Source organism: Sulfitobacter pacificus (genome assembly GCF_030159975.1).
Lineage (GTDB): Bacteria > Pseudomonadota > Alphaproteobacteria > Rhodobacterales > Rhodobacteraceae > Sulfitobacter > Sulfitobacter pacificus.
Window position 1 is genome coordinate 2,481,343 of sequence record NZ_BSNL01000001.1, and the last position, 21,827, is coordinate 2,503,169.

Sequence of the window (21,827 nt, forward strand, 5' to 3'; positions counted from 1 at the left end):
GGTGTGGCTGGCACGTCAGTCACAGCCCTGCTAAAGGCAATCACGGCTTTCAGCATGGAATGCAGCGACGCCCTACCGCAACCTAAACGCCGCGTCAAAGGGGCACCAATGGACCTTGGAACAGCTAGACTAACCGCAGATACAGCCGGAATCGCCAAGGCTTCAGCCCTGTTGGCGGCGGGTCATTTGGTGTCCTTCCCCACGGAAACGGTCTATGGGCTGGGCGCGGATGCGCGCAATGGTACCGCAGTGGCACAGGTATTTGCCGCCAAGGGCCGACCCAGTTTCAACCCGCTGATTGTGCATCTGGCGCGCACAGAAATGGCGCAGACCTATGTGCATTGGTCCGATACCGCCGAGGTGCTGGCCACTGCGTTCTGGCCCGGCCCGCTGACCTTGGTCCTGCCGCTGAAAGACGGGCACGGGCTGTCCAAACTTGTCACCGCAGGGCTGGACACCGTGGCCTTGCGCGTTCCGGCCCATACCACTGCGCAAGACCTGCTTACCGCTTTCGATGGTCCGGTTGCGGCACCCTCTGCCAACCCGTCAGGACGGATTTCGCCCACCACCGCAGATCACGTCATCGCTGGGTTATCTGGCAAAATCGCCGCAGTGCTGGATGATGGCCCCTGCGCGGTCGGGCTGGAAAGCACCATTGTGGGGCTGAACAAGGCGCAACCAACCCTGCTGCGCGCAGGTGGCCTGCCGCGCGAGGCAATCGAGGCGGCCCTTGGTCAGCCTTTGGCACTGTCCAATGGCGATGACATCACTGCCCCCGGTCAGCTAAGTTCACATTACGCCCCCGCAGGAACAGTCCGTCTAAACGCATCCAAAGCGCAAGAAAACGAGCTGTTTTTGGGGTTTGGCAAGATGACCTGTGATCTAAACCTCTCCGCCAGCGGCGATCTGACCGAAGCCGCGGCAAATCTGTTTGACCATCTGCACCAGCTTGATGCCAAGGCCCGCCCCATTGCGGTTGCTCCAATCCCGGATCACGGCCTTGGGCAGGCCATCAATGATCGCCTGCGCCGCGCGGCCGCACCGCGTTAAAGCATTTTGACGAATAACTGATAGACGGAGCATCCCGCAACGCGTTGAAATTCATGATTTTCAGGCAGCGTTGGGTGATTCACGTTTTTCGCGAAGCGTTATAGGTCACGCCCGCCCTGCTGTGGCGGATAGCACCAGCGGATCAATCCCAAGCGATCCCAGCGCCGCTTCCCATTTCTCGCTGTCCTTCAGATCAAACACAATTTCGGGCGTTGCATCCGCAGTCAGCCAACCATTCTGCGCCAGTTCGTTTTCCAGCTGCCCCGGTCCCCAACCGGAATACCCCAGCATCAACAGGGCCTTATCCGGCCCCTTGCCTCGCGCGATATCCTCAAGCACATCCAGGGTTGCCGTCATGCCAAACCCGCCCTCGACCCTCAGCGTATGCAATGGTGAACGGTATTCATCCGAGTGCAGCACAAAACCACGTCCGGTCTCAACCGGGCCGCCAAAATGCACCCCCAGTTGTTTCTTGGCCGGGGCCATGTCGCGTGAAAGTTGGTCCAGCACATCTGACAGGCTCACCCCCTGTGCCGGTTTGTTCACGATCAACCCCATCGCGCCTTCTTCGCCATGAGACGACAGGAAAACCACCGAATGGGCAAAACGCGGATCGCCCATTCCCGGCATCGAAATCAGCAGTTTACCCGTGAGGGCCAGTGGCGCGTCGGACTGAAGGGGCGTATGGGACATGACACCAAGAATGCCCGCGCGCGCAGCGCCCGACAAGTGGTTTAGCTGCATCTGCTGTAAAATGACGAAACATCGCTGATGCAATCGTGACTTGGCAGTGAAGGGCAATTGGCCCATCTAGGATGGATGATCATACGTTGCCTTTCCGCCTTTCTCCTGACCTGCGCATCGGCGCTGCCTCTGGCGGCAGGAGATAGCTTTGCCGCGCCTGTAACCGGCGAAATTCTGACCGGGTGGCAACAGGCTGACGGCACCCGTATCGCGGCCGTGCGGCTGAAACTCTCCCCCGGTTGGAAAACCTATTGGCGCAGCCCCGGTGACGCGGGCATTCCACCGCATTTTGACTGGGCTGGCTCTGGCAACCTGCGTGGCGTCGGCATCACCTGGCCTGCACCCGAGGTATTTCTGACCTCTGGCATGCGCACCATCGGCTATTCCGGTGATGTGATCCTGCCCCTGACCCTCGCACCGAAACGCAGAGGCGAACCCATGTCACTGCATGCAGATCTGGAGATCGGTGTGTGCAAAGACATCTGCGTGCCGCACCGCATGTCATTGACCGCCATGCTGGAAGACAACAGCGCAAAACCCACCCCGATGATCGCTGCCGCACTTGCCGCGCGCCCCTATTCCGCGAAAGAGGCAGGGGTCAAAAGCGCAACCTGTGCCCTTAGCCCGACCAAAGACGGTTTGCGGATAGAGGCCCGCATGAAGCTGCCATCAACCGGCGGTGACGAAGTTGTCATCATCGAGGCAGGCCAGCCTGGTCTGTGGTCAAGCGAAATCCAAGTCACACGCAAAGGCGGCACATTGCTTGCACAGGGCGAGATCATGGCGGGTGACGGATCCCCACTGGCGCTGGACCGCTCTGCCATTCGCATCACCGTGCTGGGCACAAAGCACGCGGTTGATATTCGCGGCTGCTCGGCGGGATAATTCAGGGGCCTGATCCCTTACGCTTCGAGGGATGGTTTGGCTGATCCTTTCCATGATGTGTCGCAGTTCGCGTGGAGCCCGGCCAAACCCTTGCACCTCGCAGCCTTGGAATGAGTCGGAGCTGATGCTAGCCAATGCGGGCGTTGCGGCGCATCACAAAGGCAAGCCCGGCAAGCAGATAACCCATAAGTGCCAGCAGAGCGGCCCCCAGAATGAACAGCAGGAGCCCCGCCATCCCGGGCGACACGGCCTCTACCGCCGGTACAAATGTAGCGACCGCAGGATGCACCGTGCCAAACCACGCCGCCCAGCCCAGCGTTACCGCGCCCCAGGCCAGTATCAGCGCCCAAAGCGCCAACAACCCCAGCCTCAGCGTATGGACCGGTGCCCGCATGCCCCGCCGCAACGCCCTAATCTGGCGCGTGACATCATGCTGTGCTGCAACCAATGCCGGCACCACCAGCAGCACAAGGATCATGCCAAAACCCAACCCGTAAACCAGAGTAATCACCGTGGGTTTCAGGAACTGCGCCTGCTGGCTTTGCTCATACAGCAAGGGGGCCATGCCCAACACAGTTGTCAATGTGGTCAACATCACAGGGCGCAACCGGTCCGTCGCCCCGTCAATGATCGACGGAATCAACCCGCGCGTTTCCGCGTATTCATCAATGGTGGTCACCAAGACAATGGAATCATTGATGATAATCCCCGTCATGCCCAGCAACCCAACAACCGTGAACATGCTCAGCGGGACCTCCCACAGGTGGTGCCCATAGATCGTGCCAACCAATCCAAACGGAATAATCGCCATAACCACCATCGGTCGGGTCCAACTGCCAAACACCCATGCCAACACCAGATAGATGCCTGTCAGGCATAGGATCAGACCGGTCATTGCATCCTGCAAAAAGTCACCCTCCTGCTCGCTTAACCCGGCCAGACGGTATTCCACCTGCAGTTCAGAGGCGATGCGCGGCAGGATCTCGACCTCCAGCGCCTCCTGGATCGCACTGGCCCGCGCCGCATCATCCTCAGAAATATCACCCGTCACCGAAATCAGGCGGATGCCATTCTCGCGCCGTACGGTCGAAAACCCGGTGCGCCGTTCGACACTTACGATATCGGCCAGCGGCACATATAAGCCCGCAGGTGTGCGCATCTGCGTACGGTCCAGAAAATCTGCGGTCAGCTCTCCCTTGGGCAATTCAACGCGGATCGTCGCGGAACGCGGCCCGTCTGGATACGTTGCCGCCTCAATCCCGCCCAACCGATGGCGCAGGTCACGTCCTAAACTGTCAATGGTAAAGCCCAGCGCCTGCCCCTGTGGTGTCAGATCAAGGATCAGCTCCTCTTTGTCATAGGCGAGGTTATCCTCGACCGCGCTGACCTCGGGATACTGGCGCAGGGCATCCTGCAAGGCGGCAGAAGCCGCTTTCAGCCTATCCGTATCCGCCCCGTAAAACTGGACATCCAGCGCATCGCCACCGGGACCAGAGCGCCAGCCGCGAAAGCTGACCGTCTCGGCCATTGGATGATTGACCACCGCATCCTGCAACTCGGCAACAAAGGCAAAACTGGAATAGGGTCGCAGATCCGCATCGATCAGCTCGATTGAAATGCCGCCTAACAGATCATTGTCCTTGGTATCGGCCCCGGCCAACCCACGCCCGCCGTTGCCACCAATCTGCGCAATCACATAATCCAGTGGGTTCCGGCCATATCGTTCGGCATATTCCGCCCCTAACGCCTCGGTGGCGCGTTGCATTTCGCGCATCATCGCCAGTGTATCGGCGCGGGTTGCCCCTTCGGTCATCATGAAGTTACCGGTGACAGAGCCACGCTCTGGTGCGTTGAAGAACCGCCATTGCACGTCCCCTTTGATGAACAGCGCCACCTGTGACGCCAGAACGGCAATAACCCCAGCCAGCACCACATAGCGCGCGCGGATCACCCCCGCCATAAACGGTCGGAACAGGGTTTCGCGCAGCCAGACAAAACCGCGATTCACCACACGGCTGGGCATGTCATACCAATGTTCCTTATCCGCCGCCGCCACTGCGTGGGCCATATGGTTGGGCAGGATCAGGAAACATTCAACCAATGAGGCGGCCAGCACCGCAATCACGGTAAACGGTATATCGCGGATCAAATCACCAAACCGTCCCCCCACGGCGACCAGCCCGAAAAATGCAATGATTGTGGTCAGAGTCGCTGCAAACACCGGCATCGACATGCGCTGTGCGGCTTTTTCCGCCGCCACCATTGGTGGTTCACCCAAGGTACGAAAGCGATGATCGGTATGTTCCCCCACCACAATTGCATCATCCACCACAATGCCCAGCGTGATGATCAGCCCGAATAGGGAGATCATATTGATCGTCAGCCCGCCCAGATACATCAGCGCAATTGCCGCCCCCATTGCCACGGGAATACCAGCGGCCACCCAGAAAGCTGTGCGGGCATTGAGGAATAAAAACAGCAGGCCGACCACAAGCCCCAGCCCCATCAACCCGTTGTCGATCAGCAGATCCAACCGTCCCTTGATCGCCTCGGATCTTGTACGGATCAATTGAACGGAAACGGTCGCCGGCAGGTTGGCCCGCAGCTCTGTCGCGACCCGTTCCACGTCTTCCTGAATGCCAATTGCATCCCCCCGATCAGAGCGGTCCACCCGTACCGACATCGCCGGATTCTGGCCGACAAAGAACTGCCGTTCACGATCAACACCTTCCTCAAAGACCAGTGCCACATCCCCCACCGTCAACTTTGACCCATCAGGGTTGGAACGCAGGACAATCCCGGCAATCTCGCGTGCAGTGCGTTTAGCGGTGCCAGTACGGACGCGAGCATTTGCGCCACTCACATCACCCGCAGGATCGGCGTCCACTTCGGCGGCGATGGCCGCAGCGATCTCGGCCATGGTGACGTCATAGGCGATCAGTTGCGCCGAAGGCACTTCAATCAGGGTCTGCGGGGCGGCCACCCCTTGAATCGTGGTCCGCGTCACGCCCTCCGCAAACAGCCGTGTCACAAATTCATCAGCGAAGCGGCCCAGTTGTTCCGTGGCCACTGGCCCGGTGATCACCACATCGGTAACCCTGTCACGCCATGCACCGCGGCGCACGTTGGGCTCTTCCGCCTCTTCCGGCAGGGTGGTGACCAAATCAACCGCCGTTTGTACATCAGCTGCCGCACGCGCCATATCCCAACCCGGTTCAAAATCCAGCGCAATTGTGCCCGACCCTTCCCGCGAGGTACTGTTGGAGCCTTCAACGCCTTCAATGGCCAAAAGGACCGGTTCCAATATCTGCACGATCCCTGCATCGACATCTTCGGCCCCGGCACCCTGCCAAACTGTTGAAACAGTGACATTATCAACGATGACATCGGGGAAAAACTGGGCCCGCATATTCGGGGCCGCGATTGCACCGGCAACCAGAAGGACCACCAGCAACAGATTGGCCGCCGTCCGGTGACGTACGAAATATGAAAGGATGCCCCCCGCGGAGGCTGGCATTTTACGCGCCAACGGTCAGCCTCCCATCCGGCTTTCGATCCGTGCAACCATTTGCGCCGGCACGGTTGGTTCTGCCAATCGGGCCAGCACACGGGCCTTGGCTTCCTTTGGCATACGCTGGTTGGCCTCGACAAAGGCCACCAGCTTGGCGCGGCGTTCCTCGGACAACTCCAGCATTTCAGGGGCCTCTGGCGGGGCACCACGTGTCACCGGCTTGACCGCAATACCAGCACCCAAGAGCGGCGATCGGGCCTCAACCACCTGCCTGCCCAGAATCGGACCACGCACCAGAACATCATCGCCCTGACGGCGCAGCACTTCGACCTGAACCGCCTCCAGCCGGTTTTCTTCATCCAGCACCAGCAGTTCACCTCGCGCATCCACCGCAGAGGCAGGCAGACGGGTCACGTTTTCCAACAGGGGTTCCTGCACCTGGACGGTCACGAAATCGCCGGGCTTGAAACCACCTGCATCGCTGAGCGCGGCAAAGATCAAACGCCCCGTCGCCCCTTCACCGGCTGCGGCGCTGGCCCGGCTGATCCGCCCCTTGGCTTCGATGTCGACACCCGTGATATCAAGTAAAGCGACCATTTCCGCGCGCACCAACTTTGCGTTTTCATCCAGCAGTCGTGCGTATTGTGCCGTGGACAGGCGAAACGAGACTTCCAGATCCTCAGGATCAATCAATTCGGCCAGCCGTTCATTTGCAGAAACTCGTCGGCCCACAACCACATCGGTTGCAGAAAGTGTGCCGTCAAACGGTGCCGTCAAAGTAGTGTCTTCCAATCGGCGCTCTGCCTCAGCCAAAGCGATCTGCGCGCGCGCCAGTCGCGTTTTGGCCTGATCCAGCCGCGCCTCGCCCTGCGCTACCGCCTGTCGGCGCGACACAACCGATTGCTGCGCAGCGGCAGCAGCAAGCTCTGCCCCCTCGGTGGTTGCCGCTGTGCCAACACCGCGTTCCGCCAGGCCTTGCTGACGTTCAAATGCGCGGGTACGCAGATCGGCCTGCAATTGGGTTGCTTCCAACTCTGCCCCGGCCAGTTCCAGGGACCGTGCCGCATCGCGCCCCTCTGCCAGCGCATCTTCGACGTCGCTTTGTGCACGATCTACGGCCGATTGCGCATCCGCCGGATCCAGACGCACCAGCACCTGTCCGGCAGTAACAACGCCGCCATCCTCAAAATCCTCGGCCAGTTCGACCACACGCCCGCCCCCCGCGGCACGCAGTTCCAAAAGACGGCGGCTTTGCACCTCGCCGAAAGTCTCCAGCACCGGCACGACATCTTCGGTTTCCGCCGTAACCACATTCACCGCAAAAACGCGTTCTCTCGCGGGGGGGGCCTTGGGATCCTCGGCCATCCGTTCCTTGACGGCCCCGCCCACCAGTGTTGCGGCGAAAACCAGCAGCCCTATCGTGCAGGCCGCCAGAAAGAGGCCAATCATACTTTGACGTAAAAAACGCATACCCGTCCGATCCAATGGGTTTTTCCTGACGTTACCCTAATGGTCGCGCGAGAAATACCAAGTTACATCTTGTTCAACGGTTGTCGCAGAGGTTTCCGTCGCGGGAAAATCAAATTTATTTGCGCCGTTTATGTTCGTCCAGACGTGGCATGATCTCAACAAAGTTACAGGGCCGGTGCCGGTAATCCAGCTGCTTCACCAAAATCTCGTCCCAGGCATCCTTGCAGGCCCCCGGCGATCCGGGCAGGGCGAACAGATAGGTCCCATTTGCCACCCCTCCGGTTGCGCGGCTTTGTACCGCCGATGTCCCGATCTTTTGCATGGATACGATTGTGAAGACAGTGCCGAAGGCATCGATCTCTTTTTCATAAACGTCACGATGCGCCTCAACCGTCACATCCCGCCCGGTCAACCCGGTGCCACCTGTAGAAATGATCACGTCAATCGCGTCATCCGTACACCAGGCGCGCAGTTGGTCCGCGATCAGGGCGCGTTCATCGGGCAGGATATGCCGTTCGGCAACCACATGCCCCACCGCCTCGATCCGGTCGCGCAACACATCGCCAGAGCGGTCTTGCGACAGGTCGCGACTGTCTGACACGGTCAGCAGCGCAATGCGCACCGCGATAAATTCGGCGGTTTCGTCAATACGGCTCATGTACGTTCCAATACTGCAAGTCGGGCGGCAAGGCCCAGAAAGATACTGCCGCTGATCCATCCTGTTATACGGGCCGAACGCCCGCCAGTCGCAAGGGCACGGCCAAACCGGCCCGCAAATGCGCCCACTGCCCCGTTGATGAAAAAACCGCCAATGCCGATCACCGCGCCGCAAATCATAAACTGGCCCAGCACATTGCCGGCTTCAGGGCGGATAAATTGCGGCACAAAGGCCAGCACAAACAGAATCACCTTGGGGTTGGTCAGGTTGATCACAAACCCGGTGCCAAAAGCCCGCGCCACTGACAGCCCCGGCCCGGTTGGTCCAGCAGGAGGGACAGGACGAAACGCGCCAATCGCAAGGTAAACCAGATAGGCCACCCCAATCCAGCGGATCACGTCAAACGCCCAAGGATGCGCGGCAATCACCGCGCCCAGACCTAGCCCCGCCAAGGCCACATGCACCATGCCGCCAGCCGCGACACCTCCACTGGCGGCAAAAGCGGCGCGTGGCCCTGCGCGTAGCCCCTGCCCCAGACAAAACATCATATCCGGCCCCGGCGTCAGATTCAGCGCCAATGCCGCAGGCACAAAGGCCAGCAATGTAAGAGGATCAACCATCCTGCACCTTTTTCTTAAGGCTTAACAAATCCGCCCAGGCCTCACGTTTGAACTCGGGCGAGCGCAGGAGATAGGCCGGATGAAACATCGGCAAGGCAGGCAGGCCCGCCACTTGCGTCCATTGTCCGCGCAACCGGGTTATGCCGCGTTTGCCCAATAAGGTCTGGCAGGACCAATTGCCCACAAGGACCAATACCTGAGGCGCTGCCAATTCGATATGGCGCAGCAGGAAAGGTTTCATCATCGCGATTTCATGCGGTTTCGGATCGCGGTTCTGCGGCGGACGCCATGGCAAGACATTGGTGATATAGACCGGTGCCTCAGCATGGTTGCGCCCCATCTGGATCGCCGCCAACATCTTATCGAGCAACTGCCCCGCCTTCCCGACAAACGGCCTGCCCTCGCGGTCTTCATCGCGCCCCGGTGCCTCGCCCACCAGCATCACGCGGGCACCCGGTGTACCATCAGAAAACACCAGATTGCGGGCGCCTTTCTTCAAATCACAATGATCAAAGGCTGCCATCGCTGCGCGCAGCTCCTCAAGCGTGCTGGCCGTTTTGGCCGCCTGTTCGGCCAAGGCAACTGGATCCTCCTTGGCCATCGGGACAAAACCACCCGCCGGCACCTCTGCCACCTTGGGCTTTTCCACCACGGCAGGCACGTCATAGCGATTGACCGGCACATCCGAAATCGCCTCGGTTGCGCCAAGTTCGATCTGCCATTCCAGCAGTGCGTGTTCATGGTGAAAGCTCGCTGATTCCATACCCGCAGCTTACGCCGCCTCAGCAGCAATCAAAATCCCTGATCGCCTTGCCGCGACACCTGCCCGCGCCCTATAAGGGGGCGAGCAAAACCAAAGGTGTCCCCATGTCCCCTGCGCCGTCGTCCTTCACGCATAAACATCTGCTGGGCATCGAACATCTGTCCCAGAGCGATATCACCGCAATCCTTGATCTGGCTGACACCTATGCCGATCTGAATCGCCAGCCGCTAAAACATACCGACGCTTTGGCCGGGCTGACCCAGATCAACATGTTTTTCGAAAACTCTACCCGCACACAGGCCAGCTTTGAAATCGCCGGCAAACGCCTTGGGGCGGATGTCATGAACATGGCAATGCAGGCCTCTTCGATCAAAAAGGGCGAGACCCTGATTGATACCGCCATGACACTGAACGCGATGCACCCTGATCTGCTGGTTGTGCGCCATCCGCAATCAGGGGCTGTGGATCTGCTGGCGCAAAAGGTGAACTGCGCGGTGTTGAACGCAGGTGACGGGCGTCATGAACACCCCACGCAAGCCTTGCTGGACGCCTTGACCATCCGTCGTGCCAAGGGGCGTTTGCACCGGCTGTCGATTGCCATTTGCGGGGACATTGCCCATTCGCGCGTGGCGCGCTCTAACATCATGTTGCTGGGCAAGATGGAAAACCGCATCCGCCTGATCGGCCCACCTACCTTGATGCCTTCAGGCATTGCAGACTTCGGTGTCGAGGTGTTTGACGATATGGCCGAGGGGCTGAAAGACGTCGATGTGGTGATGATGCTGCGCCTGCAAAAGGAACGGATGGACGGCGGATTCATCCCGTCAGAGCGCGAATATTATCACCGCTATGGTCTGGACGCGGACAAGCTGGCCCACGCCAAACCAGACGCCATTGTCATGCACCCCGGCCCGATGAACCGCGGGGTTGAGATTGACGGCACCCTGGCGGATGACATTAACCGCAGCGTTATTCAGGATCAGGTCGAAATGGGCGTCGCTGTGCGCATGGCGGCGATGGACCTGCTGGCACGCAACCTGCGCACCCGCGCGCTGGAAGCGGTGTAGCGGCGATGCCCGTCGACATCCAAACCGGCGAAATCGGCACAACACGGGTGTTTTCCCTGTCGATGCCCACTGCGGATGCGCAAACTTTGCAAGGCGACACAGAGGCACAACTGACGCTCCTCGGGGCCTCGGGTCTGAACCCGGACGGGGTGGAGGTTTTTCCCCTGTCCGATTTGGGCGAAATCGGGCTGGCCGGCTATCTGCGCGATGGCACAGATGTGCCGGAAACCGACCTGAAACGCGATGCGGCCAAACTGGCAGCACTGGATGGCTGGGTCATGTTGGTCCACTCACTGGCTTTTGCCGGCAAGGCGATGACGCTGACACCTCACCCGGCGCTGACTCTGATTGGCACCTATAGGCAAACACCCTCGCAAAACCCGCAATCGGATATGGCCGCACAATCGGCACGGCCTTATACCGGTGCATCCGGCCCCGCAGCCCAGGCCCCCGACATACGCCGCAACAAATCGCGGGCTGTAGGAGCCTTGATCCTGCTTGCCGCTGTCATTCTATGGTGGGCTTTTGCCTGACCCCTCACCGCAAAAGGAAATCCCGATGGAAGACCCGAAAGACCCCAAGATGTCCGGCCGGATCGCAACAATTGCCCTGCTCGTGGCCTTTGGCATTGTTGGTATGATGCTGTGGATCGCCTGACAGCAGACGGGATCAGCTGGACCCCGTCGCGACGGGTTTTCTTGCGCCGTGTCGCCTTCAGTGCCGCGCTGACCTTTCTTGGGCTTGTGGCCGTGGCCATGGCGTTTTCGGTCTATTTCGCCCTGCCCCGGACCGCGATTATTCTTGGTGCCGGGACACTTACCTTGGTATTTGTGATCGAAGACCTGATGCGATGGCGCAGCCTGCGCGGCGACCTGTGGCAGATCAGCGACGGACAGCTGATCTATGACGGGCCAGACGGGCGCGCCCATATCCCGCTTTCCGAGATCGTCAGTGCAAAGGTGCAATTCGGCACCCGTGTGCTGATCAAACTGACCTCGGGACAACGCATGCTGATGCGCTATCTGCCCTATGCCAAAGCCACCGCCGAACAGATCGAAGCCGCCCGTGGCCCACGTCGCCCCTGACATCCCTGTCCCCCTGCCCGGATGCAGGATTAATCGCGCCCACGCCTAACCCCCCTTGGTTTAAGGGCAGTTTTCAGGCAAGAGACCACAACCAGATCCAGACCAAAGGCCCGCCATGACGCTGCATTTCATCAATGCCAAGCTGATCGACCCGGAAGCAGGGAACATCATCACCGGTACTCTTAGCATCGCGGAAGGTAAGATCACGCAGATCAGCACCGATACCCCCCTCTTGCCTGCCGGGGAGGAGGTCGTGGACTGCCAGGGGAAATACCTTGCACCGGGTATCGTCGACATGGGGGTCAAAGTCTGCGAACCCGGCGAGCGGCACAAGGAAAGCTACCGCTCTGCTGGGCTGGCCGCCGCCGCTGGCGGGGTCACCACGATGATCACGCGCCCCGACACCACCCCTGCCATCGACAGCCCCGAGGTGCTTGAGTTCGTCACCCGCCGTGCCAATGAAGCGGCTCCCGTGCATGTCGTGCCCATGGCCGCCCTGACCAAGGGGCGGGCCGGTGCAGAAATGACCGAAATCGGATTCCTGATGGACGCCGGTGCCGCCGCCTTTACCGATTGCGACCATGTGGTCAGCAACACCAAGGTTTTTGCCCGCGCGCTAACCTATGCCCGCAGCCTTGGCGCACTGGTGATTGCCCATCCACAGGAACCAACCCTAAGCGCCGGTGCCGCCGCAACGTCAGGCAAGTTCGCCTCCCTGCGCGGGCTACCTGCCGTGTCACCCATGGCCGAACGTATGGGGCTGGACCGCGACATCGCCCTGATCGAAATGACTGGCGCGAAATACCACGCCGACCAGATCACCACCGCCCGCGCCCTGCCCGCGCTGGCCCGCGCCAAGGCCAACGGGCTGGACGTCACTGCGGGTGTCGGCATCCACCATCTGACGCTGAACGCGCTGGATGTGGCGGATTATCGAACCTTCTTTAAACTCAAACCCCCATTGCGGGATGAGGATGACAGGATCGCCGTGGCCGAAGCCGTAGCCAGCGGGTTGATTGATATCATTTGTTCTATGCACACGCCGCAGGACGAAGAGTCCAAACGCCTGCCGTTTGAAGAGGCCGCCTCTGGTGCGGTCGGACTTGAAACCCTGCTGCCTGCCGCGCTGCGTCTGGTGCATGCGGATCTGATTGATCTGCCGAAACTGTGGCGGGCCTTGTCGTTCAACCCCGCCAAACGGTTGGGTCTGCCCGGTGGCCGCCTGACCGCAGGTGCGCCTGCGGATCTTGTGTTGTTTGACGCCAATGCACCCTTTGTCATGGACCGTGCAACACTGCGGTCAAAATCGCGCAACACGCCGTTTGACGGCATGCGGATGCAGGGTAAGGTGATCAGAACCTATGTTTCTGGAACCTGCGTATTTGAGGGCCCCTGATGCCGCCAATTGATTCTTCTCCTGTTGTGCTGATCCTCTGGGCCCTGTTGGGCTATCTTGCCGGGTCGATCCCCTTTGGCATGGTGCTGGCCCGCGTCATGGGGTTGGGCAACCTGCGCGACATCGGCTCTGGCAACATCGGGGCCACAAATGTTCTGCGCACCGGCAACAAGAAAGCCGCCGCGCTGACCTTGCTGTTTGATGCGGCCAAAGGGGCGGTTGTGGTTCTGTTGGCCCGTGCCCTCGCAGGCGAAGCCGCCGCACAGCTTGCCGCCCTTGCTGCAATGCTGGGACATTGTTTTCCGGTTTGGCTAAAGTTCAACGGTGGCAAAGGGGTTGCGACATTTCTTGGCATCATGCTGGCGCTGGCCTGGCCGGTTGGGATCGGCTGTTGTCTGGCATGGCTGGTAGCGGTTGCCGCAACACGGGTTTCCTCCATGGGCGCACTTGCCGCGGCCTCGGTGTCGACAATGCTGATGGTGATCCTGAACTTTGGCCATATGCTGATACTGGGCATCGCCCTGACCGTGCTGCTCTATGTACGCCACCACGCCAATATCCAACGGATCAAAGCCGGCACCGAACCCAAAATCGGCCAGAAGAAGTGACTGTTTCGACCGACGCCCCATTGGTATCAGGACACGCTGCATGACCGACATAAACCTGCCCGTCATCCTGTTCGCTGCCTTCCTTGCGGCGGGCAGCCCCGGCCCCGCAACCCTCGCCATTGCAGGCACGTCGATGGCATCGGGACGGCGCAGCGGGCTGGCCCTTGCATCAGGTGTGACCACAGGGTCGTTCATCTGGTCCGTCGCTGCTGCCTTTGGCTTGGGCGCGGTGATGGCCGCAAACGTTTGGGTGTTTGAAATCATCCGCTATGTCGGTGCAGGATACCTGGCATGGCTGGCGTTCAAATCTGCCCGCTCTGCTTGGATGGGCAGCAAACTAATCGCCCGCGACATGGCCCCAAGCACCCCACGCCGCGCCTATACCAAGGGGCTGGCCCTGCATCTGACCAACCCCAAGGCTGTGCTGTTTTTCGGCGCACTTTATGCGATTGGCATCCCGCCCGGAACCGAGCCAAGCGCCTTGGTCACCGTCATACTAGCGGTTGGCGTGCAGAGCACCATCATGTTCCACCTCTATGCGCTGATCTTCTCGTCCAAACCGATGGCTGCCGCCTATGCCGGTGCGAAACGCTGGTTCGAGGGGTTCTTTGCACTCTCATTCGGCGCAATTGCCTTCAAGGTACTGACGGCCAAGGTCGACTGACGGGCAGGCACCGCGGCAGAAACGCCACTGGCCCTACCCGAAGTTATCTCAATAGCTGTATTCAGCGTAAATCCGGTTAATGTCGCCCTGCCATTTGCCGTGGTAATCTTCCAACAGCTCATCAGCAGGCACCTTGCCGCTTTCGACACTTTCCTTCAGCGCGTTCAGGAAATGGGTTTCATCGGGGACCATGCCACCGGCACCGGACCTGGCTCGGGCTTTCAACCCGGCCTCAGACAGGGCAAGGGTTTCGCGCGCGATGTCATGCATGTTGATGCCCGTCACCTTGGCCTGCAACCCGTCAACCGACGCAGCTGTGCGCAGCGCGTCATGCTGTGCCGGTGTCCAGTTTTTCACCAGATCCCATGCGCCATCCAGCGCATCCTGATCATACATCAACCCAACCCAGAATGCTGGCAGGGCACAGAGCCGCCGCCAGGGGCCGCCATCTGCGCCGCGCATTTCAATGAACTTTTTCGCACGCGCTTCAGGGAAGGCGGTGGTCAGATGGTCCGCCCAATCGCTGAGAGTTGGCATTTCGCCGGGAAGCGCTGGCAATTTTCCCTGCATGAAGTCACGGAACGACATGCCCAGCGCGTCAATATATTTGCCGTCGCGATAGACAAAATACATCGGCACATCGAGCGCGTATTGCACCCAGCGCTCAAACCCGAAGCCCTCTTCGAACACGAAAGGCAGCGTGCCGGTGCGGGCATTGTCCAGATTGCGCCAGACCATCGAACGCAGGGATTTATAGCCGTTCGGCTTGCCTTCGAAAAACGGTGAGTTGGCAAACAGTGCGGTGGCCACAGATTGCAACGCAATCGCAACGCGCATTTTCTGGACCATGTCGGCCTCTGACCCAAAGTCCAGATTGACCTGAACCGTACAGGTCCGCCGCATCATCACCCGCCCCATGGAGCCAACCCGCCCCATATAGTCGTTCATCAGTTTGTAACGCCCCTTGGGCATCAGATCCATTTGTTCGTGGGTCCAGTTGGGCGCCGCCCCAAGGCCGATCCAGCCCGCACCAATCTCATCCGCCACGTCCTGCACCTCGCGCAGATGTGTGTTCACCTCGTCGCAGGTCTCGTGAATCGTCTCGACAGGGGCCCCTGACAATTCCAGCTGGCCGCCCGGCTCAAGCGAAACATTAGCCCCGTCTTTTTCAAGCCCGATCAGCTTGCCGCCCTCTTCAACCGGTGCCCAGTTATGGCGGTCGCGCAGCCCTTCCAGCATCACGCGAATGGAGCGTTCCCCCTCATAAGGCAGTGGTTTCAAAGTATCTTTGCAGTAGCCGAATTTTTCGTGCTCGGTCCCGATGCGCCAGTCCGCCTTGGGCTTGCACCCCTCAGCCAGATATTCAGCCAGCTGTTCGTGACGCTCGATCGGGCCTCCGCCGGATTGTGGAATAGACATGGGGAAGGCTCCGAAATTGGTTGGAATTAGGGGAAAGGGATGGTCGGATTTGACAAGGGTGTCAATGCAGCAGTGTGCCCGTATGTGCTGTGTTCGGGCGTTGCCAGATCACAACTGTGGCATGAGGTTCCGCCCGCAGCGTGTTCAACATTTTCTCGGTACGCAGCCCCGGCAGGGCGGCAAAGGCATCAAACAGCGCATCGGCACCGGCGGCATTGACCGGGATAAGCAACGGTGGCTGGCCCTGCTGGCTTAACCGCCAATGGGCCGGAAACATATTGCCCTCAAGCGTCAGCCGGTCCATCTCGCGCAGCGCCACAGTGCCCCCGGTCAATGGCCCGAAGTAGCTGACCTGCCCCTCGTCAACCTGCACCGCGCCGGTTCCACCATCAGGTCCGCGAAACCGCCCGCGCTGAATGCCAAGCCAGGTCAGCAACAACCCACCCGCGATGGCCGCATACCCTGGCACAGCCAATAAAAACCCCGGCCCCGACACCAGCCAGATCCCAAGCAGGGCCAGCAAACCACCCAGATATGCCTCGCGCCAGCGCCAGAGTGCAGCCTTGGCTTCGGGACGAAAGAAGGTCATGTCTTGATCCTCAGAGGTTCCTTGAACAATGCGACTTCGTAGGCACCAATATGACTGAACCCAATCGCCTCATACGCGCGGGCGGCAAATGCAGATGCAGCAAACAGGATTGCTTTGCCGATCCCCTCCGAACGCACCTCATGCAAATGGCGCAATACAATCTCGCCCCCGTATCCGCATCCACGGTGTTCAGGCGGAACATAGACACCGCCAATCTGGACAGTATCCAGTGTTCGCGCGTTCAGGTTCGACATTGCAACAGGCGTGTTATTGACCGTCAACAATCTGGCATCCGGATTGGCCGCGAACGTCAACGCAAGGTCGTCCAAGTCAGACCCCGACGGCAATGGTAGGCCGCTGTCCTCATGATAGCCCAGAAACCACTCGGCCAACCAAGGTAGATTGTCCGGCAAGGGTTTAACAAGCGAACACTCTTGCAAAGTCAGCGGCATCATCTCAGCCAGGTCCAACGCATAAAGCGGCTCTTGCTCGCGCAATGCGAAAGCCATCTTGTCACAACCAATCGCAATCAGCATTTTCGATACTTGTCTTGGCTCGCCTGTCATACCGGCGATTGTCAGGCCATTCAGCATCTTCGCCACCCTATCAAAGAACGACTTTGGTGCATCAGGTGCCTGACACATCAGATATCCCCCGTTGGTGATTCCCGCGACCGCCTTGATCCCATTATTATCTTCGGACAGATAAAACGTGGTACCCTGTCTGTGCTCGCGTTCCTGCGTACCGTGGGCTGCGAGATTGCCGCGCAAGAACATGGAACTCGCTGCATAGCGACTTAGGAATTTGTCCATCGCATCAGCGTCAGCGGCGATTGCACAACGGATCATCCCCAATCCCCCAGTTTCTGCTGCCAGATCGTCATGGCCGCGACCGCCGCCGTGTCCGCCCGCAGGATGCGCGGCCCCAATGTCACCGCATCGGCAAACTCTGCCTTGTGCAGTTTGCTGCGTTCACGGTCAGAAAAACCGCCCTCCGGCCCGATCAGAATGGCCCAAGGGCCCGGCTGACTGGGCAGTTCCGATGTCGCCCCCGCCAATGCCTCGTCACAGAACATGATCCGGCGGGATGTATCCCACTGCTCCAGCAGGCGGCCGAACTTCACCGCCTCGACAACTTCGGGCACATAGGTGCCGCCACATTGCTCTGCCGCCTCTACCGCATGGGCCTGCAAGCGGTCGCGTTGAATGCGGCCTGCATTGGTAAATTCAGTCATCACCGGCACAATCCGCGCCGCGCCCATTTCGGCGGCTTTCTCGACGATGAAATCCGTGCGCGCCTTCTTGATCGGTGCAAACAGCAGCCAGACATCCGGCGGCATCCGCAAGGGGCGGGTCTGCTGCACACAGCACAGTTCTCCTCCGCGCTTGCCTGCCTGCACAATTTCCGCCCGCCATTCCCCATCGGATCCGTTAAACAGCAACACCTGCCCGCCGACGGCCTGCCGCATCACCCCGAAAAGGTAATGCGCCTGCCCTTTGTCCAAAGGAACCGATTGCCCAACCCCCAAGGGGTGCTCTACATAAAGTCTGATCTTAGCGCTCATGAGACTGATATATGCAAGAGACACCCACATCACCAGATGCACCTGTCGCAGATGCCGCAGCAGACAATTGGGTGGACCGTTATGCGCCGCCGTTTGCGCGGCCTTTTCTACGTCTCAGCAGGGCCGACCGGCCCATCGGCACATGGCTGTTGCTGCTACCCTGTTGGTGGGGGCTGGCGCTGGCAATTCTTTATGATCAAAGCCCACGCTGGGAAGACCTGTGGATTTTCATCGGCTGCGGCATCGGTGCTTTTCTGATGCGTGGGGCCGGATGCACATGGAATGACATCACCGACCGCCATATCGACGGGCAGGTCGAACGCACCCGCTCGCGCCCTATTCCGTCAGGTCAGGTCAGTGTGGAGGCCGCCGTGGCATGGATGGTCATCCAGACCCTGCTGGCCGCGGTGATTCTGCTGACCTTCAACACTGCCGCCATCGGCTTGGGCTTTTTGTCGCTGCTGCTGGTCACGATTTACCCTTTTGCCAAACGGTTCACATGGTGGCCGCAAGTGTTTCTGGGGCTGGCTTTCAACTGGGGGGCCTTACTGGCCTGGACCGCCCATACCGGTGTGCTGCAACCCCCTGCCATTCTGCTTTATGCAGGCGGCATCGCCTGGACGTTGTTTTACGATACGATCTATGCCCATCAGGACACTGATGACGACGCGCTGATCGGGGTGAAATCCACCGCGCGACTGTTTGGCGACACCTCTCCCAAGTGGTTGCTGCGTTTCCTGATGCTGACGGTTGGGCTACTGGGTCTGGCGGTGATTTTCAGCGCCCTGCCCAATGCCTCGATCCTTGCGATGGTAATCGCTCTTGCCGGCCCTTGGGCAATGGGTTGGCATATGACATGGCAACTGCGTGGGCTCGACATCAACAATGCCGCAAAGATGCTGCAATTGTTTCGCGCCAATCGTGACACCGGCATAATCCCGCTGTTGTTTTTTGCGATAGCCCTTCTCGTGTGATTGCACCCCCGCTGCGCGGGGCGTATCAACGACCTAATTCCAACAGGGTACATCTGATACATGCGTCTGTCTTCACTGCTCATCATCGCCATGACTTTCTTTGCGGCCGCTGTCGTGTCCCTTGTCGCGGCTAACTTCAGTGTAAAACTCATCGAGGAATCATCTGAAATCGGGGTGCGCGATGCCCTTGATGATGAGGGCATGACATGGGCCGAAGTGCAGGCAGACGGTTTGCAGGTCACTCTGGCCGGCATCGCCCCTACAGAGGCGGTGCGCTTCAAGGCGCTGACAACCGCCGGGTCTATTGTTGACGCCGCCCGTGTGATTGATGAAATGGAAGTCGAAGCACAGGCGGCAATCGCCCCGCCCCGTTTTTCCGCCGAGGTACTGCGAAACGACAGCGGTGTGTCGATCATCGGTCTGATCCCTACCACCTCTGATCGCGAAGGGGCTGTGGCCCGGTTTTCACAGATCGTCGGTGCCGAAAACGTTGCCGATTTTCTGGAACAGGGCGACTACCCTGCACCTGAAGGCTGGGAGGATGCGCTGGCTTTCGCCATGACCGCCATGGCCCAATTGCCCCGCGCCAAAGCCTCTATCGAAGCCGGGCGGGTATCGATCACCGCCATCGCCGACAGCCCCGAAGCCAAGGCAGAGATGGAAAACAAACTGAACCGCACGGTGCCGCCCAGTGTTGAACTGATGCTGGATATTGCCGCCCCCCGTCCGGTGCTGACCCCTTTCACCCTGCGGTTTATCAAAGACGAGGAAGGCGCACGTTTTGACGCATGTTCCGCCGACTCCGAAGCGGCCCGCATTCGCATTCTTGCCGCTGCAACCCGTGCCGGGGTCACCGGCACCGCACGCTGCACCGTCGGCCTTGGTGTGCCCACCCCCCGCTGGGCAGAAGCGGTTGATCAGGCCATAAACGCGGTTCAACGCCTTGAAGGCGGCTCGGTCACCTTTGCTGATGCCGACATCACCCTGGTCGCCCTGCCGGGCAGCGATCAAGACAATTTCGACCGCGTTGTGGGTGAACTGGAAAACAGCCTGCCCGAGGTTTTTGCCCTGCATTCCAAACTGCCCAAGGTGCTTGACCCCAGTGAAGGCCCTCCTGAATTCATCGCAACCCTCAGCCCCGAAGGACAGGTTCAGCTGCGCGGCCGCGTCAGCGATGTTTCCCTGCGCGAGCTTGCAGAGAGCTTTGCAAAGGCGCGCTTTGGGTCGGATAAAGTCTATACCGCCGCCCGCATCGCTGAAAACCTGCCGGCAGATTGGGCCCCGCGTGTGTTGACCGGTCTTGAAGCCCTGTCGGGACTGAGCAACGGCACCGTGACGGTCACCCCCAGCGATCTTCTCGTTTCCGGCAATACCGGCAACCCTGATGCCAGCTCAGAAATTGCCGCGATGCTGGCAGGAAAACTTGGTGAAGGTGCGGAATACAATATCGACGTGACATATCAGGAGAAACTGGACCCGGTGCTGGGCCTGCCCACGCCTGATCAATGCGAGGCCGAAATCGGCGAGGTTCTGAAAACCGGCAAGATCAACTTTGAACCCGGTTCCGCCACCATTGACGCATCCGCCCTTGGCGTGATGGACACCATCGCCGAAATCCTGCGCCGGTGCGGTGATATTCCACTGGAAATACAAGGATATACTGACAGTCAGGGCCGCGAGGCAATGAATCTGGCGCTCAGCCAGAGCCGTGCGCAATCTGTCTTGAACGAATTGCGCGCACGGCGTGTTCTGACTGGCACTTTCACCGCCAAAGGCTATGGTGAAGAACAAGCCATCGCCGACAACAGCACCGAAGCTGGTCGCGAAGCCAACCGCCGCATTGAATTTAAACTGATCCGCCCCGATACCGTGGCGACACCAGAGCAAACAACGCTGGAATCTATCGCACAATCAGGCGATACAGACGGCGAAACGACGGAGCAAGGCACCACAGATGAGTAGAACCGAATTTGTCCTTGCGACTGCGATTATTCTTTTTGTCGCGTTTTGTCTGGGGTGGTTCGCCAACTGGCTGCTGCATCGGTTCACCCGTGTTGCCGCTGGCGATGTCGCCGAACTGGACCGGATGAGCCAAGAACTGCACGAAGCGGAAGAAACCCGTGATCAGGCAATCACCTATCTGCAACAGCGCGAGGCAGAGTTGACCAATCAACTGGCCCAGACCGAAGCAGAACTGGGGGCCGCGATGGAAGGGTTGCGCGACGCCCGCCGCGAGGCAGAGGAACTGCGCGGCTATATGGAAAACCAATCCGCGCCGGTTGGCGGCGAAGTCTTCTCCAGCAAACGCTAAGGCTCACCAGCGTTTCAACGCATCCTCATCAACGGATTTTGAAGCGACCCAGCCTGATCCCTTGGCCGTGATCTCGCGCTTCCAGAATGGCGCACGTGATTTCAGGTAATCCATCAGGAATTCCGCCCCTTCAAAGGCAGATTTGCGATGGCGTGCGGCAGTGGCCACCATCATGATCATCTCCCCAGGCAGCAAACGCCCGAAACGGTGAATGACCAAAGCGTCCCCCAGATCAAACCGGGTCATCGCCTGCGCGGCAAATTCGCCTAGCGCGGCCTCGGTCATACCGGGGTAATGTTCGATCTCCATCGCTTCCAGCGGGTCATCTGGCAGATCCCGCACCACGCCGGTAAAAGTAACAATCGCCCCCATATCCCGATGGCCGCGGGCAAATTCTGTCGTTTCCTGTCCCAGATCAAACGGGGCTTCCTGCACCAGAACCCGCACCG

At 59.7% G+C, this 21,827-nt stretch carries 22 protein-coding genes; 11 read left to right on the forward strand and 11 right to left on the reverse strand.

The window, feature by feature from the left end; all coding sequences use genetic code 11:
- Positions 1–108: 108 nt before the first annotated feature.
- Positions 109–1,050 carry an L-threonylcarbamoyladenylate synthase gene (locus QQL78_RS12510; RefSeq protein WP_284373898.1) on the forward strand — a complete coding sequence of 314 codons (942 nt, stop codon included), beginning with the start codon at positions 109–111 and terminating at the stop codon, positions 1,048–1,050.
- Between the two features lie 105 nt (positions 1,051–1,155).
- On the opposite strand, the gene QQL78_RS12515 is transcribed toward QQL78_RS12510, so the two are convergent.
- A complete protein-coding gene (locus QQL78_RS12515; RefSeq protein ID WP_284373900.1) occupies positions 1,156–1,743 on the reverse strand; it encodes a YqgE/AlgH family protein in 588 nt (195 codons plus the stop codon).
- 126 nt (positions 1,744–1,869) lie between these two features.
- On the opposite strand from QQL78_RS12515, the gene QQL78_RS12520 reads away from it, so the two are divergent.
- Complete coding sequence (locus tag QQL78_RS12520; RefSeq protein WP_284373902.1) at positions 1,870–2,679, forward strand: protein-disulfide reductase DsbD domain-containing protein; 810 nt, start codon at positions 1,870–1,872, stop codon at positions 2,677–2,679.
- Between the two features lie 127 nt (positions 2,680–2,806).
- Here the strand turns inward: QQL78_RS12520 and QQL78_RS12525 are convergent, their stop codons facing one another.
- The 5 genes from QQL78_RS12525 to QQL78_RS12545 form a co-directional block, all read right to left on the reverse strand.
- Positions 2,807–6,196: an efflux RND transporter permease subunit gene (locus QQL78_RS12525; RefSeq protein ID WP_284373904.1), complete on the reverse strand. Its 3,390-nt coding sequence runs from the start codon at positions 6,194–6,196 to the stop codon at positions 2,807–2,809.
- 15 nt (positions 6,197–6,211) lie between these two features.
- Entirely contained in the window at positions 6,212–7,660 is a 1,449-nt protein-coding gene (locus QQL78_RS12530) for an efflux RND transporter periplasmic adaptor subunit (protein ID WP_284373905.1), read from the reverse strand.
- Between the two features lie 115 nt (positions 7,661–7,775).
- Positions 7,776–8,318, reverse strand: coding sequence for a molybdenum cofactor biosynthesis protein B (gene moaB, locus QQL78_RS12535; RefSeq protein WP_284373907.1), 543 nt, complete (start codon positions 8,316–8,318; stop codon positions 7,776–7,778).
- Positions 8,315–8,938, reverse strand: a complete 624-nt coding sequence (locus QQL78_RS12540; protein WP_284373909.1) for a LysE family translocator — start codon at positions 8,936–8,938, stop codon at positions 8,315–8,317. Before QQL78_RS12540 ends, moaB begins: the two co-directional genes overlap by 4 nt.
- Positions 8,931–9,701: a uracil-DNA glycosylase gene (locus tag QQL78_RS12545; protein WP_284373911.1), complete on the reverse strand. Its 771-nt coding sequence runs from the start codon at positions 9,699–9,701 to the stop codon at positions 8,931–8,933. Before QQL78_RS12545 ends, QQL78_RS12540 begins: the two co-directional genes overlap by 8 nt.
- A gap of 104 nt (positions 9,702–9,805) precedes the next feature.
- Between QQL78_RS12545 and QQL78_RS12550 the strand changes: the two genes are divergently transcribed.
- The 6 genes from QQL78_RS12550 (at position 9,806) to QQL78_RS12575 (ending at position 14,521) form a co-directional block, all read left to right on the forward strand.
- Complete coding sequence (locus QQL78_RS12550; protein ID WP_284373912.1) at positions 9,806–10,768, forward strand: aspartate carbamoyltransferase catalytic subunit; 963 nt, start codon at positions 9,806–9,808, stop codon at positions 10,766–10,768.
- Between the two features lie 5 nt (positions 10,769–10,773).
- Positions 10,774–11,301: a hypothetical protein gene (locus tag QQL78_RS12555; protein ID WP_284373914.1), complete on the forward strand. Its 528-nt coding sequence runs from the start codon at positions 10,774–10,776 to the stop codon at positions 11,299–11,301.
- Positions 11,302–11,412: 111 nt separating this feature from the next.
- Positions 11,413–11,853, forward strand: a complete 441-nt coding sequence (locus QQL78_RS12560; RefSeq protein ID WP_284373915.1) for a hypothetical protein — start codon at positions 11,413–11,415, stop codon at positions 11,851–11,853.
- 115 nt (positions 11,854–11,968) lie between these two features.
- Positions 11,969–13,249, forward strand: a complete 1,281-nt coding sequence (pyrC, locus tag QQL78_RS12565) for a dihydroorotase (protein WP_284373916.1) — start codon at positions 11,969–11,971, stop codon at positions 13,247–13,249.
- Positions 13,249–13,857 (forward strand): glycerol-3-phosphate 1-O-acyltransferase PlsY, encoded by a 609-nt coding sequence (plsY, locus tag QQL78_RS12570; protein ID WP_284373917.1) that lies wholly within the window; start codon positions 13,249–13,251, stop codon positions 13,855–13,857. The genes pyrC and plsY overlap by 1 nt, the downstream gene beginning before the upstream one ends.
- 40 nt (positions 13,858–13,897) lie before the next feature.
- Positions 13,898–14,521 carry a LysE family translocator gene (locus QQL78_RS12575; protein ID WP_284373918.1) on the forward strand — a complete coding sequence of 208 codons (624 nt, stop codon included), beginning with the start codon at positions 13,898–13,900 and terminating at the stop codon, positions 14,519–14,521.
- 48 nt (positions 14,522–14,569) lie between these two features.
- Here QQL78_RS12575 and QQL78_RS12580 read toward each other — a convergent pair whose 3' ends face one another.
- From QQL78_RS12580 to QQL78_RS12595, 4 genes are all read right to left on the reverse strand, one after another.
- Positions 14,570–15,940, reverse strand: coding sequence for a glutamate--cysteine ligase (locus tag QQL78_RS12580; RefSeq protein ID WP_284373919.1), 1,371 nt, complete (start codon positions 15,938–15,940; stop codon positions 14,570–14,572).
- 61 nt (positions 15,941–16,001) lie between these two features.
- Complete coding sequence (locus QQL78_RS12585; RefSeq protein ID WP_284373920.1) at positions 16,002–16,529, reverse strand: hypothetical protein; 528 nt, start codon at positions 16,527–16,529, stop codon at positions 16,002–16,004.
- Positions 16,526–17,377 carry a GNAT family N-acetyltransferase gene (locus tag QQL78_RS12590; protein ID WP_284373922.1) on the reverse strand — a complete coding sequence of 284 codons (852 nt, stop codon included), beginning with the start codon at positions 17,375–17,377 and terminating at the stop codon, positions 16,526–16,528. The genes QQL78_RS12585 and QQL78_RS12590 overlap by 4 nt, the downstream gene beginning before the upstream one ends.
- Complete coding sequence (locus QQL78_RS12595; protein WP_284373924.1) at positions 17,374–18,093, reverse strand: 16S rRNA (uracil(1498)-N(3))-methyltransferase; 720 nt, start codon at positions 18,091–18,093, stop codon at positions 17,374–17,376. The genes QQL78_RS12590 and QQL78_RS12595 overlap by 4 nt, the downstream gene beginning before the upstream one ends.
- Before the next feature lie 11 nt (positions 18,094–18,104).
- On the opposite strand from QQL78_RS12595, the gene ubiA reads away from it, so the two are divergent.
- The 3 genes from ubiA to QQL78_RS12610 are packed head-to-tail and all read left to right on the forward strand — an operon-like array spanning position 18,105 to position 21,378.
- Positions 18,105–19,067, forward strand: coding sequence for a 4-hydroxybenzoate octaprenyltransferase (gene ubiA / locus QQL78_RS12600; RefSeq protein ID WP_284373926.1), 963 nt, complete (start codon positions 18,105–18,107; stop codon positions 19,065–19,067).
- A 60-nt stretch (positions 19,068–19,127) separates the two neighbouring features.
- The gene (locus QQL78_RS12605; RefSeq protein ID WP_284373927.1) at positions 19,128–21,029 is read left to right on the forward strand and encodes an OmpA family protein; all 1,902 of its coding nucleotides are present in this window, start codon (positions 19,128–19,130) and stop codon (positions 21,027–21,029) included.
- Positions 21,022–21,378, forward strand: a complete 357-nt coding sequence (locus QQL78_RS12610; protein WP_284373929.1) for a hypothetical protein — start codon at positions 21,022–21,024, stop codon at positions 21,376–21,378. Before QQL78_RS12605 ends, QQL78_RS12610 begins: the two co-directional genes overlap by 8 nt.
- Before the next feature lie 3 nt (positions 21,379–21,381).
- Here QQL78_RS12610 and QQL78_RS12615 read toward each other — a convergent pair whose 3' ends face one another.
- A complete protein-coding gene (locus QQL78_RS12615) occupies positions 21,382–21,825 on the reverse strand; it encodes a molybdenum cofactor biosynthesis protein MoaE (RefSeq protein WP_284373931.1) in 444 nt (147 codons plus the stop codon).
- Positions 21,826–21,827: the final 2 nt, after the last annotated feature.

Excerpts from the sequence above, each read along its gene's own strand:
- QQL78_RS12515 (WP_284373900.1), bottom strand. The coding sequence starts at position 1,743 with ATGTCCCATACGCCCCTTCAGTCCGACGCGCCACTGGCCCTCACGGGT.
- QQL78_RS12520 (WP_284373902.1), top strand. The coding sequence starts at position 1,870 with ATGATCATACGTTGCCTTTCCGCCTTTCTCCTGACCTGCGCATCGGCG.
- QQL78_RS12510 (WP_284373898.1), top strand. The coding sequence starts at position 109 with ATGGACCTTGGAACAGCTAGACTAACCGCAGATACAGCCGGAATCGCC.
- QQL78_RS12550 (WP_284373912.1), top strand. The coding sequence starts at position 9,806 with ATGTCCCCTGCGCCGTCGTCCTTCACGCATAAACATCTGCTGGGCATC.
- QQL78_RS12525 (WP_284373904.1), bottom strand. The coding sequence starts at position 6,196 with ATGCCAGCCTCCGCGGGGGGCATCCTTTCATATTTCGTACGTCACCGG.
- QQL78_RS12580 (WP_284373919.1), bottom strand. The coding sequence starts at position 15,940 with ATGTCTATTCCACAATCCGGCGGAGGCCCGATCGAGCGTCACGAACAG.
- QQL78_RS12585 (WP_284373920.1), bottom strand. The coding sequence starts at position 16,529 with ATGACCTTCTTTCGTCCCGAAGCCAAGGCTGCACTCTGGCGCTGGCGC.
- QQL78_RS12555 (WP_284373914.1), top strand. The coding sequence starts at position 10,774 with ATGCCCGTCGACATCCAAACCGGCGAAATCGGCACAACACGGGTGTTT.
- QQL78_RS12595 (WP_284373924.1), bottom strand. The coding sequence starts at position 18,093 with ATGAGCGCTAAGATCAGACTTTATGTAGAGCACCCCTTGGGGGTTGGG.
- QQL78_RS12610 (WP_284373929.1), top strand. The coding sequence starts at position 21,022 with ATGAGTAGAACCGAATTTGTCCTTGCGACTGCGATTATTCTTTTTGTC.
- QQL78_RS12605 (WP_284373927.1), top strand. The coding sequence starts at position 19,128 with ATGCGTCTGTCTTCACTGCTCATCATCGCCATGACTTTCTTTGCGGCC.
- pyrC (WP_284373916.1), top strand. The coding sequence starts at position 11,969 with ATGACGCTGCATTTCATCAATGCCAAGCTGATCGACCCGGAAGCAGGG.
- QQL78_RS12540 (WP_284373909.1), bottom strand. The coding sequence starts at position 8,938 with ATGGTTGATCCTCTTACATTGCTGGCCTTTGTGCCTGCGGCATTGGCG.
- QQL78_RS12575 (WP_284373918.1), top strand. The coding sequence starts at position 13,898 with ATGACCGACATAAACCTGCCCGTCATCCTGTTCGCTGCCTTCCTTGCG.
- plsY (WP_284373917.1), top strand. The coding sequence starts at position 13,249 with ATGCCGCCAATTGATTCTTCTCCTGTTGTGCTGATCCTCTGGGCCCTG.
- ubiA (WP_284373926.1), top strand. The coding sequence starts at position 18,105 with ATGCAAGAGACACCCACATCACCAGATGCACCTGTCGCAGATGCCGCA.
- QQL78_RS12590 (WP_284373922.1), bottom strand. The coding sequence starts at position 17,377 with ATGATCCGTTGTGCAATCGCCGCTGACGCTGATGCGATGGACAAATTC.
- QQL78_RS12530 (WP_284373905.1), bottom strand. The coding sequence starts at position 7,660 with ATGCGTTTTTTACGTCAAAGTATGATTGGCCTCTTTCTGGCGGCCTGC.
- moaB (WP_284373907.1), bottom strand. The coding sequence starts at position 8,318 with ATGAGCCGTATTGACGAAACCGCCGAATTTATCGCGGTGCGCATTGCG.
- QQL78_RS12545 (WP_284373911.1), bottom strand. The coding sequence starts at position 9,701 with ATGGAATCAGCGAGCTTTCACCATGAACACGCACTGCTGGAATGGCAG.